The organism is Kitasatospora sp. NPDC048715, assembly GCF_043198905.1.
GTDB lineage: Bacteria > Actinomycetota > Actinomycetes > Streptomycetales > Streptomycetaceae > Kitasatospora > Kitasatospora lactacystinica.
In genome coordinates this window covers 253,018-266,985 of sequence record NZ_JBICVH010000011.1, presented here as the reverse complement: position 1 = coordinate 266,985, position 13,968 = coordinate 253,018, and the positions used below count along the sequence as shown (strand labels likewise).

The following is a 13,968-nucleotide window of genomic DNA, read 5'->3' as shown; positions in this document are numbered from 1 at the left end:
GTACGCCCGTCGGCTCTGGCGGGCTCTCCGGCGGCGGGGCCCGCCGTCACCTGGGCCACCTCCCGTCGCCGCGGTCCACCGGCACCCGGGTGCCGGCCGCGGCGAGCGCGGCGTCCGCCGCGGCGTGGCCGCTGCGCACGGCCCCTTCCATGGTCGCGGGCCAGCCGGTGGCCGTCCACGAGCCGGCCAGCAGCAGGCCGGCGACGTCGGTACGGGCCGACGGGCGCAGCGCCCCGTTGCCCGGGGCCGGGTCGAAGGTGGCGGTGCGCTCCCGGGTGACGAAGAAGTCCAGCACCTCCGCCTGGGCCGCGGCCGGCAGCAGCCGGCCCAGCTCCGGCAGGTAGCGGCGGCGCAGCTCGGCGACCGGGAGGTCGATCTCGTCCTGCGCGGCGGACTGCGACAGCGCCAGGTACTGGGCGCCCGGGTGGGCCCGGCCCAGCGGGGCGGCGGCCAGGCCGGAGTGCGCCGTGCGGTCGAAGACCCACTGGACCGGGGAGCCGAGCGCGGCGAAGAACGGCCGGCGCAGCACCTTGCGGTCGTAGATCACGTGCACGTTGAGGATCGGCGCGGTGCCGAAGCCGGCCAGCCGCTCCTGCCCGGGGATCGCGTTCGGCGGCAGCAGCGCGGCCGTGCTGTCCTGGGCGCCGGCCAGCACGACGGTGTCGGCGGTGAGCAGTTCCCCGCTCTCCAGCCGGACGTCGTGCTGCGGCGCGGCCGGCTTCAGTTCGGCCACCCGGGACCGCAGCAGCACCCGGACGCCGGCCCGCTCCAGCTCGGCGAGCGCCCGGTCGTGGTGGATCGTGCCGAGCGGGACGGCGGAGACGCCGATGTCCGAGGCGCCCGGGTCGGAGAGCAGACCGGTCTTGAAGACCATCCCGGCGAGCGCCATCGACACCTGGTCGGCCCGGCCGTTCAGGGTGGCGACGCCGACCAGGTCCCACAGGGCGGCCTGGGTGGCGGCGTTCTGCCCGTTGCGGCGCAGCCACTCGCCGAAGGAGATCGCGTCCAGCGCCGGGTCGGCGAGGTCCAGCCGCTGCAGGGCGAGCGCGCCGCGGACCACCCGGGCGCGGTCGGCCGGGGACAGGTGCGGGTAGCGGGCCAGGCTGGCGGCCAGGTGCAGCGGGACGGGCAGGCCGGCCCGGCGCAGCCGCCCCAGGGTGCGCACCGGGGCGGCCCGCGGCCCGGTGACGGAGAGCACCGGGATGTCGAGGCGCTCCTGGAGGTTGACCAGCCGGGTGGCGCCGAGCCGCTCCAGCAGGCCGCGGTAGGCGGTGCAGCAGCGCAGGTAGACGTGCTGGCCGTTGTCGACGGTCAGCTCACCGCGCTGGAAGGAGAAGGCCAGGCCGCCGAGCCGCGGCCGCCCCTCGGCGAGGGTGACCCGGTGGCCGGCCTCGGCGAGGCGCAGTGCGGTGGTGATCCCGGCCAGACCGCCGCCGACCACGACGGCGGCCGGGCGCGCGGCATCGGCTCGCCCGGTCATCGGCCCTCCCCCTCGCAGTCGGTGGACCGCCCGCAGGCGGTCGCTGAAGCCGGTACTCGCCCGGTCGGCACGGAACTACCCGCACGTGATTCCACGCTGACACAGCGTGACAGAACTGGTGTGAGAATCAAGAACGCCCCCCGGCGAGCCCGGAAAGCGCCACGTACGCCTTCTCCCAGCCCGGCAGGGAGACCCGGCCGCGCAGCACCGACTCCGGGTCGGTGGCGATCCGGCCGAGCAGCCGGTGGTAGATCCCGGCCATCGCGGCGGTGCAGGCGCGGCTGCGGCGGTCGAGCATCGGCAGCAGCCGCAGGCCCTCCTCGAAGGCCGCCTGGGCGCGGGCGGCCTCGAAGGCCACCAGGCCGGTGAAGTCCGCGCCGACCGGCGGCTCCGGCAGGGCGAAGCCCTGCTCGCAGCCGAACCGGACCAGGTCCTCGGCGGGCAGGTAGGTGCGGCCGTTCAGGGCGTCCTCGCGCAGGTCGCGCAGGATGTTGGTGAGCTGCAGCGCCAGGCCCAGGGTGTCCGCGTAGCGCGCCCCGAGCTCCGGGTCGTCGCAGCCGTAGACGCCCAGCGAGAGCCGCCCGATCGCGCCCGCCACGCAGCGGCAGTAGACCTTCAGCTCCTCGAAGGTCTGGTACTCGGCGCCCTTGAGGTCCATCTCGACGCCGTCGATCAGCTCGTCGAAGCCGCCGAGCGGGATCGGGAAGCGCCGGGCCGCGTCGGCCAGGGCGACCTTGATCGGGTCGGTGTCGTCCTCGGCGACGACCCCGGAGCGGACCTCGTCCACCAGTTCCCGGGTGCGCAGCAGTGCCTCGGCCTTGCGGTCGTCCGGGAGGTCGCCGTCCCCGATGTCGTCCACCCGGCGGGCCAGGGCGTACAGGGCCGACATGGCCAGCCGCTTGGGTTCGGGCAGCAACCGGATGCCGTAGCTGAAGTTGCGCGCCTGCAGTCCGGTGACTGCCTCGCAGTACCGGTACGCCGCCATGACCTGGGCCGACGCCAGTGGTGATACCGCCACTCGGGCGTTCACCTTCCCTTCGCGAAGATGGCCGCCGCCTTCGCTGCGAGGCGGCGCTTGTCAGGCTTCGCCTGCTGGGCGAGCACGTCGTACCCGGCGTCCTCGACGGCCGCCAGGGCCGCGTAGCCGCCTGCGGTGAATCCCGCCAGGAGCAGTCGAAGCCTCCCCCGAACCGTACCTACCAATGGTGCGCCGCGGTCGAGCAGGGTGCGGGCCCGCTCGACCTCGAAGGCGATCAGCTCGCGCACCGCGCCGTCGGCGGAGGGGGCGGCCAGGTCCGCCTCGGTGACACCGAAGCGGGCCAGGTCCTCGGCGGGCAGGTAGATCCGGCCGTGGGCGAGGTCCTCGGCCACGTCCTGGACGTGCTCGACCACCTGGAGGCCGCTGCACACGGCGTCCGAGAGCTCGATCCGCTCGGGGGTGGAGACGCCGGCGATGGCCAGCACGAGGCGGCCGACCGGGTCGGCGGAGAGGGTGCAGTAGCCGAGCAGGTCGTCGAAGGTCGCGTAGCGGGCGGTGGTCTGGTCCACCCGGTTGGCCTCGATCAGACGGCGGAACGGCTCGGGGGTCAGGCCGTGCCGGTCGACCAGCGGGACGAGCGCGTCCAGCAGCGGGTGGCGGGGCCGGTCGGCGCCGGCCCCGGAGCCGCCGGCGGTGCTCAGCGCGGTCTCGAAGACCCGGTCGAGGTCCTGCTCCAGCCCGTCGAGCAGGGCGAGCCGGAAGGCGGTCTCCTGCGGGGTCGGCGGGCCGGGCTGGGCCGAAGGGGTGGCGGGGGGCGTCCGCTCGACCCCGAGCAGGCGGGCGGTGGCGGCCGGGTCGGCCAGGTCGCCGTCGCCGGCGTCGTCGACCAGGCGGGCGAAGCCGTACACCGCCATCAGGTCGTCGCGCCAGGCCGCGGGCAGGAAGAAGGGGGCGACGGGGAAGTTCTCCGCACCCGCCTTGTCCAGGGTCTGTCCTGCGGAACCGTTCACCGGCGTATCTCTGGGCTGGGCCGAAGCCGACACTGCTGTCACTCCCCCGTTCTACACCGCGTGGCACGACCGGCCCGACTCGGACACGCGTCCGAGCGCGGGGGCCACGCACGGCACACCGCCCCCGAGACGACCAGGCTGGCACGCCGGGGCCCGGCGGAAAAGAGCGCCCCGCCCCGGGCACCGCGCGCTCACCCCCGCGGCGGCGGGCCGGCCGGGGCCGCGGGGCGTACGGGCCGGGCCGCGGGCACGGTGAAGGGCCGGCTCCGGAAGTTCCGGAACCGGCCCCTGGGGTGTGACGGAGACTACGGTCGGTCGCCGCGCTCGTAGCGGCTGACGACCTCCTCGGTGGGTCCGTCCATGACCAGCTCGCCGGCCTCGATCCATATGGTCCGCTCGCAGACCTCGCGGATCGAGTTGTTGTCGTGGCTGACCAGGAAGACCGTACCGGCGGACTTGCGCAGCTCGTCGATCCGGCGCTTGCTGCGCTGCTGGAAGGCCTGGTCGCCGGTGGCGAGGGCCTCGTCGATCAGCAGCACGTCGTGGGTCTTCGCGGCCGCGATCGAGAAGCGCAGCCGGGCGCCCATGCCGGAGGAGTAGGTGCGCATCGGCAGGGAGATGAAGTCGCCCTTGTCGTTGATGCCGGAGAAGTCGACGATGTCCTGGTAGCGCGCCTTCACCTGGGCCGGGGTCATGCCCATCGCCAGGCAGCCGAGGATGACGTTGCGCTCACCGGTGAGCTCGTTCATCAGCGCGGCGTTGACGCCCAGCAGCGAGGGCTGGCCGTTGGTGTAGATGCCGCCCTTCTCGGTCGGCAGCAGGCCCGCGATGGCGGCCAGCATGGTCGACTTGCCGGAGCCGTTGGAGCCGATCAGGCCGATCGCCTCACCCTTGTACGCGGTGAAGCTGACGCCCTTGACCGCGTGTACCTCGCGCACGCCGGCGGCGCGCTTGCGGCTGATGATGCGGCTCAGCGCCGAGGTGGCGCTGCCCTTGCCGGAGCCGGCGCCGTGCACCTTGTAGACGATGTGCACGTCGTCGACGACGACGGTGGGCTCGCGGGCCACGTCCGTGTCCAGGACGGTGTCGCTCTTGCTCAGGTCGATGTCAGCCACGGCCGTACTCCTCCTCGGCCTTCCAGAAGAAGACGTATCCGACGACGAACATGCCCACGCCCCAGGCGAGGCCGTACGCCCACTGGTGCGGCGGGAGGGCCTGGTGCACCGGCTGGTGCGGGTTGTAGATGACCGGCGCGAAGGCGTGCCGCAGCAGGTCCATGTAGATCGACGCCGGGTTGAGCGACATCAGCGTCTGGATGTAGTGCGGCCAGTGGGTGATCTTGTCCTGGATGCTGAACATCACACCGGACAGGAACATCCAGGCGCGCATCACGAACGGGATCAGCTGGGAGATGTCGCTGGTCCGGGAGCCGATCCGGGCCATCACCAGCGAGATGCCGGTGTTGAAGAGCGTCTGCAGGAGCAGCGCCGGGATGATCAGCAGCCAGGTCCGGCCCGGGGTGATGCCGGCGGCGAGCACCGTGACGACCAGGACGACCATGGAGATCAGCAGCTGCTGGAGCTGGATCACGGTGAAGGCGATCGGGAGGCTGGCCCGGGGGAAGTGCAGCGCCCGGATCAGCCCGAGGTTGTCGGAGATCGCCCGGGTGCCGGCCTGCACCGCGTTCTGGGTGAACTGGAAGACGAAGACGCCGATGCAGAGCCAGGCGATGTAGGTGTTGTCCGGGAAGCCCTGCTTGCTCGCCAGGATCACGCCGAAGACCAGGTAGAACACCGCGCAGTTGAGCAGCGGGGTCACCACCTGCCACAGCTGGCCGAGCTTGGCGTTGGTGTACTGGGCCACCAGGCGGGCGGTGGCGAAGGCCCAGATGAAGTGGCGCCGGGCCCAGAGCTGCTTGGAGTAGGCGAACAGGCCGGGACGGGCACCGCTGACCGCCAGGCCGTACTTGTCCGCAAGCTGCTTGGGGGTCAGGCCCGCGTCCACCCCTCTGGGGGCCGAGAGGCTGACGGGTTCACTCACTGTCGACACATTCGTCCTTCACGCGGGATCGGTCGGGGCGGCCGGTCGGCGAGGTCCGCCGGTGCACCGATGGGGATCCACTGGGATCTCGGGGGAGCCGGCCGGTGTGTGGGCACCGGCCGCAGCGATCGGGCATTCGATGCGGGTGCCATCGGATGCGATCAGATGATCGGTGGTCGGCCCAGCCTGGTCAGTCGCCAGACGGTACGCCACCGCATGGGCCGCCGCGGACCGCAGGGTTCGCGCCAGCCCGCCCGGAACCCGCCCCACCAGGCCTTCAGCGCCTCCGGGGAGGGGCGGCGGGCCAGGGTCAGCAGGAACCAGGTTCCCGGATAGAGAGGCACCAACAGGGCCGGAAGGTTCCGCCTCGCGAGCCAGACCCGGTTTCGGGCCACGTTGTGGAAGTAGGTCGCGTGGCGGGCCGGCGAGGTCGTGGGGTGGTGCAGCACCACGTCCGCCCGGTAGTCGATGGCCCAGCCGGCGTCCAGCGCGCGCCACGCGAGGTCGGTCTCCTCGTGGGCGTAGAAGAACTCGGCGGGCAGCTGCCCGGCCTGCTCGAACACCTTGCAGCGCACCGCGCTCGCGCCGCCGAGGAAGGTCGTCACCCGGGACGAGCGCAGCGGGTCGCTGGCGCGCAGCCGGGGGACGTGGCGGCGCTGGGTGACCCCGGTGTCCGGATCCGCGATCCGGAAGGCGACGATGCCCAGCTCCGGGTCGGCGGTGAAGGCCTCGCGCAGCAGGCGGGCCGAGTCGGTGCGCGGCAGGTTCCCGTCGTCGTCCAGGAAGAGGACCGCGTCGACCTCCGCCCCGTCCCGGCCGAACAGCTCGATGCCGACGTTGCGCCCGCCCGGGATGCCCAGGTTCTCCGGCAGCTCGACGCTGCGCACGCCCTCCGGCAGCGGGGGCAGCTTCACGCCCTGGCCGACCACGGCCAGTTCGACCGCCGGGCCCTCCTGGGCGCGGACGGCCTCGATCAGGGCGTTGAGCTCGGCCGGCCGGTTGCCCATGGTGATGATCACGGCGCCGAGGCGGAAGTTCTCCGCGGTGGTCCCGTTCATCGCAGCCTGCTGGAGAGGACGATGCTCAGCAGGTGCAGCACGGTCTGGAGCATCGCGATCGCCGCCAGGACGACCACCGCGAGCCGGGTGAAGAGGAGTCCGCCGTGCACGGCGTCCGCGACGCCGGCGGCCAGGACGAACAGCGAGGCCTCGACCGCGCCGACCAGGCGGTGGAACTTCAGGAAGGAGGCCGCCCGGCGGGCCCTGGCGACGGAGGAGGACCGCGGGACCGAGGCGCTGTCCTCGACGGCCGTCATGCCGCTGCGCGCCCGGGCCACGTCCACCAGGTCGGTCTCGGACTTGATCAGGATCGCGCCGAGCGCGGCCAGGGTGCCGAGGAAGGCCCACTCCCAGTGCGACCCGGCGCCCTCGCGGTGCAGCAGGTCGGTGGCGCGCAGGCCGAGGCCGGTCAGCAGGGCCGCCTCGGACATGTAGTGGCCGACCCGGTCCAGGTAGACCCCGGTGAGCGAGGTCTGTCGGCGCCAGCGGGCCACCTCGCCGTCCACGCAGTCCAGCAGCAGGTAGACCTGGATCAGCAGGGCGCCCAGGACGGCGCCCGCGATGCCCGGCACGACCAGCGCGGCACCGGCCAGGATGCCGGTGAACATCATCAGGTACGTCAGGCCGTTGGGCGTGATCGCCGTCATGGTGGAGAGCACGCGGGTGATCCGCAGCGAGATCTTCCGCATGTACAGGCGCCCGGCCCAGTGCTCGGCGCTGCGGCGCTGGAGCATGCCCTCCGGGTGGATCACCGCGCGCAGTTCCTCGATCGAGGGCCTGCGGCTCAGGTCCACCGGGGGCCGTTGGGCTCCCGCGGTGGAGGGGTCAGCTGTTGACGGCTTGGACATAGTCGGCGTACGCGTCCCTGATTGCGGAAGGGGAGAGGTCGAGGTGTTCGAGGATGGTGAAGCGCCCCGGTCGGGTGTTCGGAGCGTAGTGCACCGCTTCGGTGAACTCCGCCTCGGTGAAGCCGATCTGAGCGGCGGTCACCGGCAGTCCGTGGCTCGCCAGGCGCTCCACGATCAGACCGGTCAGCTCGCGCTCGCCCCGCAGGAAGCTGGCGAAGGCGGCGCCGAGGCCGACCTGCTCGCCGTGCTGGGCGGACCGCTTGGGATACAGCACGTCCAGGGCATGCGAGATCTCGTGGCAGGCACCCGACGAGGGCCGGGTGCTGCCCGCGATGTTCATCGCGATGCCGGACAGTACCAGGGCCTCGGCGAGCGCCGTCAGGAGGTCCTGGTCCTGGGTGCCGCCCGGGTGCCGCAGCAGGTTCTCGCCCGCCGAGCGGGCCATCGCCACGGCCAGTCCGTCCACCGGCTCACCGGTCACCGCGTGCGACAGCTCCCAGTCCGCGCACGCGGAGATGTTGGAGACGACGTCGCCCACGCCGGCCGCCACGAAGCGCGGCGGGGCCTGCCGGATCACGTCCAGGTCGACCACGATGCCGATCGGGCTGGGCACCCCGTAGGAGCCGCGCCCGGCGTCGTTGTCCAGAGTGGAGACCGGCGAGCAGATGCCGTCGTGGGCCAGGTTGGTGGCGACCGCGACCAGCGGCAGGCCGACCCGGGCCGCGGCGTACTTGGCGGCGTCGATGATCTTGCCGCCGCCGAGGCCCACGATCGCGTCGTAGTGCCCGCCGCGCATCGCCTCGGCCAGCCGCACCGCGCTGTCCAGGCTGCCGTCGTCCACGTTGTACCAGTCGGCTCCGGGCAGGGCCGGCTCCAGGCGACGGCGCATGGCCGAGCCGGAGCCGTTGCTGATCGCGACCGCGATCCGGCCCGAGGCCGACAGCCGCTGGTCCGCGAGGATGCCGCCGAGCGCGTCCAGCGCGCCCGGGCGGATCTCGACGAACAACGGCGACGGAACCAGTCGGGTCAGTACCGGCACGCGATCTCCCGCGCCTTCGCCAGGTCGTCGTGGTTGTCGACCTCGACCCAGGAGACCTCGCCGATCGGCTGCACGTCGATCCGCAGGCCGCGGTTCACCATCTCCTGGTAGCCGTCCTCGTAGTACAGCTGCGGGTCGCGCTCGTAGGTGGCGCGCAGCGCGTCGGTCAGGTCGGCGGCGGCGGACGGGTTGATCACCGTGACGCCGATGTACTCGCCGGTCGCCTCGGCCGGCTCCATCAGCTTGGTGATGCGGCGCATGCCCGTGGCCGGGTCGACGATCACCTTCATCTCCTCGTCGGCGAGCTTCTTCACCGTGTCGAGGGCGAGCAGGATGCCGGGGGCGGTGCCGGACTCGGTCAGTCGCCGGTTGCCCTCCAGCATGGTCCGCTGGACGGAGACCGGGTGGACGGTGTCGCCGTTGGCGAGCAGCAGGCCCTCGGCGAACAGCTCGCGGGCGCACCACAGCGAGTAGGCGTTGTTCCACTCCTCGGCCTTGTCGTTCTCGACCAGGTGGAGCTTGACGCCGTACTTGTTCTCCAGGGCGTCCTTGCGGTCGTACACCGCCTCCTTGCGGTAGCCGACGACGATCGCGGCCTCGCGCAGTCCGACCTCGGCGAAGTTGCCGAGCGTGAGGTCCAGGACGGTCCGTTCCCCGTCGACCGGCACCAGCGCCTTGGGCAGGGTGTCGGTGTACGGGCGCAGCCGGCGGCCGGCGCCGGCTGCCAGAACGAGGCCGATCATGCGGGTCTCCTGATCCGTCGTGCTGTGCGCGGATCTGTGCCGGAGGTCGGCGGCGCCACCGGTTCGCCCGGACCGGCGTTCGACCGGGGCGGGCGGCGGCGCGCCGGTGCCGGCACAGATCCGGGCACCGTGTCGTATGTGATGGTAGGCGACCGGGGCGACCGGCCAGAACGCGCCCGTGGGCCCGGGGCGGCCGACGGGACGGCCGACGGGGCGGCGGGCCCCGGGCGGCGGGCGGGACGAACGGCGGCCGGAACGGCAGGCAGAACGGCGGCCGCGGTGGCGGTGGAGCGGCCCGGGGCGGCGGCGGAGCGGTCCGCGGCGGCGGTGGAGCGGCCCGCGGCGGCGGTGGAGCGGTCCGGGGTCCGCACCGGCTCCGCCGGGCCGGTCGAACGGGCTCCGAACGCGCGGCGAACGGTTCTGCGAATTCCGTGCCCCTTTCGGGGGCTTCCCGGATCCTTCTCTGGCCGGTTTCCGATTCCTCCGGGTCATGATCCGTCCGGTTGTGCGTGGGACCCCTGGCGAGTGCCACCCATACGGCAGACTGGAGCCCGACGCCGGCGCCGGTGCCCCTGCTGTGTCCGCCGCACTCCACCCGGTGCGTCGGAGACACCCGATGCTCCCGTTGCTCCGCTCCCGAAAGAGGCCCCATGCCCCAGAGTCTGCCGACCGACCCGACGCACTTCGCCGCCGAGATCGACACCGGTCTCGACGTGGAGACCGATGTCACGGTCGACCCCCGGGCCACCGGATCCGCCCCGGCCGGAGCCGAGATCCTGCTGGAACTGGTCGACGACGAGGGCGTCACGATCGGCACCGGCGAGAAGCTCTGGGCCCACCAGCAGCCTGGCCGCCTGCACCGGGCCTTCTCCGTCTTCCTGTTCGACCGCCAGGGCCGGCTGCTGCTCCAGCGCCGGGCGCTCGGCAAGTACCACTCCCCCGGCGTCTGGTCGAACACCTGCTGCGGCCACCCGTACCCGGACGAGCCGCCGTTCGTCGCCGCCGCCCGGCGCACCGCCGAGGAGCTGGGCGTCGCTCCGGCACTGCTGTGCGAGGCGGGCACCGTCCGCTACGACCTGCCGGACGAGGCCTCCGGGCTGATCGAGCGGGAGTGGAACCACCTGTTCGTGGGACTGGTCACCGCCCCGGTCGAGCCGGACCCGGAGGAGGTGGACGACTTCGCCTTCGTGACCGCGCAGGAGCTGCGCGAGCTGCGGGCGGAGCGGCCGTTCTCGGTCTGGTTCGAGACGGTCTTCGAGGCCGCGCTGCCGGGCATCCGGGAGATCGCCGGGCGGGACTGGTAGTCCTGGTCCGGCCGCTCCGGCCGCTCCGGCCGCTCCGGCCGCTCCGGTCGTCGGCCCGGTCATCGGCCCGGTCGTCGGCCCGGCCGGTCAGTGGCCGGGCTCCGGGGGGACGGGCAGCGAGGCCCAGATGACCTTGCCGCCCTCCCCCGTGTGTTCGACGTCGCACACCCCGCCGGCCTGCAGGGTGACGCTCTTCACCAGCAGCAGGCCGCGCCCGCCGGTGCTCGCGGTGTCGTTCTCCAGCGCCTTCGGCCGGTACGGATCGCCGTCCTCGACCGACACCCGCACCGAGGCCCGGTGCACCGACAGCTCGGTGACCACCTCGGGGGACAGCTCGGCGGCGTGCGTCACCGCGTTGCTCACCAGCTCCGAGACGATCAGCAGCAGGTCGTCCACCAGCTCCTGGTAGCGCACCCCCGTCATGCCCTGGGCCAGCAGACGGTCCCGCACCGCGTGCCGGGTGAGCGGCACCGAGGCCTCGGTGGCGGGCACCGGGAAGCGCCACACGCCCTCGGCGGGGCCTCCGGAGACCGTGGCCCCGCCCCGGCCCTCCATCCGCCTGTCGCGTCTCGGTTCGGCCTTCGCCGCTCCGCTGATCTGCTCCACGTCCAGCCGCCCTTCGTCCGCGACCCGGGAATCAGGCGATCCGCTTCATGGCGCCCTCGGTCCACAGACGCTACGAGAGCCGTCGCGGCGGCCGTGGCACCGTCGACAAGTTGCCCGTGTCGGACCGGTTCCGGCCGCAACCGACCGCGGCCGGTGCGGGAGTCGACCGGTTCCTTCGCGGACGCCACCGGTTCGGGCCGGATTCGAGCGCGTTCCCAGGCCGTACCAACCTGTGCGGGCCGCGTTCCGGGCCGCGTGCGGGCGGTACCGGCCGCGTTCCGGGCAGGGCCCTGGCTCGCCGCGGGCGCGGTACGGCCCGGGCGCCGCGGCCCGCGGGGCCGGACGGGCCTCGGACCAGGATGTCCGGTGGCCCCGCCCCGAGGAAGCGCAGGTGAGAAGCACTCCAGAACCCTGGTAATGTTCTCTCTGTCGCCGAGGGGGCGAGGAAAAAACCCCCGAAGCACACACCCGGTCCGGGTGGCGGAATGGCAGACGCGCTAGCTTGAGGTGCTAGTGCCCTTTATCGGGCGTGGGGGTTCAAGTCCCCCCTCGGACACAGCCGAATTCCCCGTGGGAGCCGAAAGGCACCCACGGGGAATTTCGTTTTTCGGGCCGCCCCTTTCCCGGGCCATCCCCGGTCGCCATCCCCGGCCACCACCCCTTCCGGGCACTGTGGCCTCGGTCTCCTCGTCGGTCCGCACCGGCCCGGACGCCGGACACGAGATGGCAACAATCGGACGGTTTGAGCTTCCTCTGAGGTATTCGCCCGTTTTCGGAACATAGGCTGCTCTCCGTTTGTCCGAAATACCGGCTCAAAATCGCAAAAACACCGACACCACCCGATGAACCACGAGCGAGAGGACCGATACGTTGAGTGAGCCCGAATCGTCGACGGCATCACACCAGAACTACCGCCGATCGCTCGGCACGATCAGCCTGACCGCGGTCGGGCTGGGGTCGATCATCGGCTCCGGGTGGTTGTTCGGTGCCGAGCGGGCCGCCAAGCTCGCCGGACCCGCCTCGATCCTCGCCTGGGTGATCGGTGCCGCGGTGGCGCTGACCATCGCGCTCACCTACAGCGAGCTGGGCTCGATGTTCCCCAAGGCCGGCGGCATGGTCCGGTACGGCCAGTACTCGCACGGGTCGCTGGCCGGCTACCTCGCCGCCTGGGCCAACTGGATCGCCATCGTCTCGGTCATCCCGGGTGAGGCCACCGCCTCCGTGCAGTACATGAGCTCCTGGCACTTCGGCTGGGCACAGGGGTTGTTCGACGGCAAGGAGCTGACCCTCAGCGGAGTGGCGCTGGCCAGCGTGCTGCTGCTCGTCTACTTCGCCCTCAACTGGTTCGCGATCACGCTGTTCGCCAAGACCAACACCGCGATCACCGTCTTCAAGGTCGTCGTCCCGACGGTGACCGCCGGTGCGCTGCTCTTCGCGCACTTCGACACCGCCCACTTCACCGACCACGGCGGCTTCGCGCCGAACGGCTGGAGCTCGGTGTTCACCGCCGTCGCGGTCTCCGGCATCGTCTGGGCCTTCAACGGCTTCCAGTCCCCGCTCAACCTGGCCGGCGAGGCCCGCAACCCCGGCAAGTCGCTGCCGAAGGCCGTCATCGGCTCGATCCTGATCGCCCTGGTGATCTACGTCGCGCTGCAGATCGCCTTCCTCGGCGCCATCCCCGGCGGCGACCTGGCGAACGGCTGGAGCAACCTCTCCTACACCTCGCCGCTGGCCGACCTGGCCATCGCCTGGGGCCTGAACTGGCTGGCGATCACGCTGTACGCGGACGCCTTCATCTCGCCCTCCGGCACCGGCATGATCTACGCCGCCACCACCTCGCGCATGATCCACGGCGTGCAGGAGAACGGCCACCTGCCCAAGATCTTCGGCAAGGTCGACGCCAAGACCGGCATCCCGCGCCCGGCGCTGGTGCTCAACCTGGTGGTCGCCTTCCTGTTCCTCGCGGTCTTCCGCGGCTGGGGCTCGCTGGCCGAGATCGTCTCGGTGGCCACCGTGATCTCGTACATCACCGGCCCGGTCGCCGTGATGGCGCTGCGCCGCCTGGCACCGGACCTGCCCCGGCCGGTCCGGCTGCGCGCCATGCCGGTGATCGCCCCGGTCGCGATGGTGTTCGGCTCGCTGGTGCTCTACTGGGCCCGCTGGCCGCTCACCGGCAAGGTCATCCTGCTGATGGCCGCCGGTCTGCCGATCTGGGCCTGGTACGAGCTGCGCAAGCCGTTCGCCGAGCTGAAGCCGCACCTGAAGGCGGGCGCCTGGATGGTCGCGTACCTGTTCGTGATGGCCGGCGTCTCCTGGGCGGGCAGCGCCGACTTCGGCGGGCACGACTACCTGCCCGAGGGCTGGGACCTGCTGATCGTCGCCGCGATCGGGCTGGCGTTCTACCGCTGGGGCGTCGCCAGCGCCTGGGCCAACCCCTCGCTGGCCGCGGTCCGCCAGGAGATGGCCGAGGAGGCCCGGAGCTCCGCGCCGGACGACGCCGCGGAGCCCTCGCGGGTCTGAGGCGCCTGAGCGCGTGAACTCACGGTGAAGGGCCGGTCGGAATCCTCCGACCGGCCCTTCGGCGTTCGCGGGGACCGTGCGCGGTGTGCTCCGTTTCCGGTGTGCTCCGTTCCCGGTGTGCTCCGTTTCCGGTGCACTCCGTTCCCGATGAGCTCCGTTCCCGATGCGCTCCGTTCCCGGTGTACGTCCATTCTGCCGTGGCGGGCACCCCCGGGTCACCGTCTTCGGGGATGATCTTCGTCGCGGTTTCCGCGCCTAGCGTGGTCGCGGGCGGCCCTCGACGGGAGGGCCCGGGCAGGGAGCGTCGTCGACGTGACGGAAGCACAGCAGTACGGTCAGGA

12 protein-coding genes and 1 tRNA gene are annotated in these 13,968 nt (G+C 72.4%); 3 read left to right on the top strand and 10 right to left on the bottom strand.

The genetic code is table 11. The features are described from left to right. Positions 1 to 46: 46 nt before the first annotated feature. From hpnE to ACGFSC_RS22270, 9 genes are all read right to left on the bottom strand, one after another. Complete coding sequence (hpnE, locus tag ACGFSC_RS22310; protein WP_359901607.1) at positions 47 to 1,480, bottom strand: hydroxysqualene dehydroxylase HpnE; 1,434 nt, start codon at positions 1,478 to 1,480, stop codon at positions 47 to 49. 127 nt (positions 1,481 to 1,607) lie between these two features. Beyond that, positions 1,608 to 2,465 carry a presqualene diphosphate synthase HpnD gene (gene hpnD, locus ACGFSC_RS22305; RefSeq protein WP_359901745.1) on the bottom strand — a complete coding sequence of 286 codons (858 nt, stop codon included), beginning with the start codon at positions 2,463 to 2,465 and terminating at the stop codon, positions 1,608 to 1,610. Between the two features lie 41 nt (positions 2,466 to 2,506). Continuing rightward, entirely contained in the window at positions 2,507 to 3,469 is a 963-nt protein-coding gene (gene hpnC, locus ACGFSC_RS22300) for a squalene synthase HpnC (protein ID WP_359901610.1), read from the bottom strand. A gap of 305 nt (positions 3,470 to 3,774) precedes the next feature. After that, on the bottom strand, positions 3,775 to 4,584 hold the full coding sequence (locus ACGFSC_RS22295) for an ABC transporter ATP-binding protein (RefSeq protein WP_359901613.1): 810 nt from the start codon (positions 4,582 to 4,584) through the stop codon (positions 3,775 to 3,777). Further along, entirely contained in the window at positions 4,577 to 5,518 is a 942-nt protein-coding gene (locus tag ACGFSC_RS22290) for an ABC transporter permease (protein ID WP_380348796.1), read from the bottom strand. The genes ACGFSC_RS22295 and ACGFSC_RS22290 overlap by 8 nt, the downstream gene beginning before the upstream one ends. 152 nt (positions 5,519 to 5,670) lie before the next feature. Continuing rightward, entirely contained in the window at positions 5,671 to 6,567 is an 897-nt protein-coding gene (locus tag ACGFSC_RS22285; RefSeq protein ID WP_359901618.1) for a glycosyltransferase, read from the bottom strand. Then, a complete protein-coding gene (locus tag ACGFSC_RS22280; protein ID WP_359901747.1) occupies positions 6,564 to 7,301 on the bottom strand; it encodes a CDP-alcohol phosphatidyltransferase family protein in 738 nt (245 codons plus the stop codon). The genes ACGFSC_RS22285 and ACGFSC_RS22280 overlap by 4 nt, the downstream gene beginning before the upstream one ends. Before the next feature lie 91 nt (positions 7,302 to 7,392). Beyond that, a complete protein-coding gene (locus tag ACGFSC_RS22275) occupies positions 7,393 to 8,454 on the bottom strand; it encodes an iron-containing alcohol dehydrogenase family protein (protein ID WP_359901620.1) in 1,062 nt (353 codons plus the stop codon). After that, positions 8,442 to 9,197, bottom strand: a complete 756-nt coding sequence (locus tag ACGFSC_RS22270; protein ID WP_359901623.1) for a phosphocholine cytidylyltransferase family protein — start codon at positions 9,195 to 9,197, stop codon at positions 8,442 to 8,444. The genes ACGFSC_RS22275 and ACGFSC_RS22270 overlap by 13 nt, the downstream gene beginning before the upstream one ends. Before the next feature lie 650 nt (positions 9,198 to 9,847). Between ACGFSC_RS22270 and idi the strand changes: the two genes are divergently transcribed. Then, positions 9,848 to 10,501: an isopentenyl-diphosphate Delta-isomerase gene (gene idi, locus ACGFSC_RS22265; RefSeq protein WP_359901625.1), complete on the top strand. Its 654-nt coding sequence runs from the start codon at positions 9,848 to 9,850 to the stop codon at positions 10,499 to 10,501. Positions 10,502 to 10,588: 87 nt separating this feature from the next. Here the strand turns inward: idi and ACGFSC_RS22260 are convergent, their stop codons facing one another. Then, positions 10,589 to 11,056 (bottom strand): ATP-binding protein, encoded by a 468-nt coding sequence (locus tag ACGFSC_RS22260; RefSeq protein ID WP_359901750.1) that lies wholly within the window; start codon positions 11,054 to 11,056, stop codon positions 10,589 to 10,591. A 522-nt stretch (positions 11,057 to 11,578) separates the two neighbouring features. Here ACGFSC_RS22260 and ACGFSC_RS22255 point away from each other — a divergent pair. Continuing rightward, positions 11,579 to 11,663, top strand: a tRNA-Leu gene (locus ACGFSC_RS22255). 314 nt (positions 11,664 to 11,977) lie between these two features. Further along, complete coding sequence (locus ACGFSC_RS22250) at positions 11,978 to 13,627, top strand: APC family permease (RefSeq protein ID WP_359901628.1); 1,650 nt, start codon at positions 11,978 to 11,980, stop codon at positions 13,625 to 13,627. Positions 13,628 to 13,968: the final 341 nt, after the last annotated feature.

What these genes read in the sequence shown, in the direction of transcription:
- hpnE (WP_359901607.1), bottom strand. Translation starts at nt 1,480, where the DNA reads ATGACCGGGCGAGCCGATGCCGCGCGCCCGGCCGCCGTCGTGGTCGGC.
- hpnD (WP_359901745.1), bottom strand. Translation starts at nt 2,465, where the DNA reads ATGGCGGCGTACCGGTACTGCGAGGCAGTCACCGGACTGCAGGCGCGC.
- ACGFSC_RS22285 (WP_359901618.1), bottom strand. Translation starts at nt 6,567, where the DNA reads ATGAACGGGACCACCGCGGAGAACTTCCGCCTCGGCGCCGTGATCATC.
- ACGFSC_RS22280 (WP_359901747.1), bottom strand. Translation starts at nt 7,301, where the DNA reads ATGCTCCAGCGCCGCAGCGCCGAGCACTGGGCCGGGCGCCTGTACATG.
- ACGFSC_RS22270 (WP_359901623.1), bottom strand. Translation starts at nt 9,197, where the DNA reads ATGATCGGCCTCGTTCTGGCAGCCGGCGCCGGCCGCCGGCTGCGCCCG.
- idi (WP_359901625.1), top strand. Translation starts at nt 9,848, where the DNA reads ATGCCCCAGAGTCTGCCGACCGACCCGACGCACTTCGCCGCCGAGATC.
- ACGFSC_RS22260 (WP_359901750.1), bottom strand. Translation starts at nt 11,056, where the DNA reads ATGGAGGGCCGGGGCGGGGCCACGGTCTCCGGAGGCCCCGCCGAGGGC.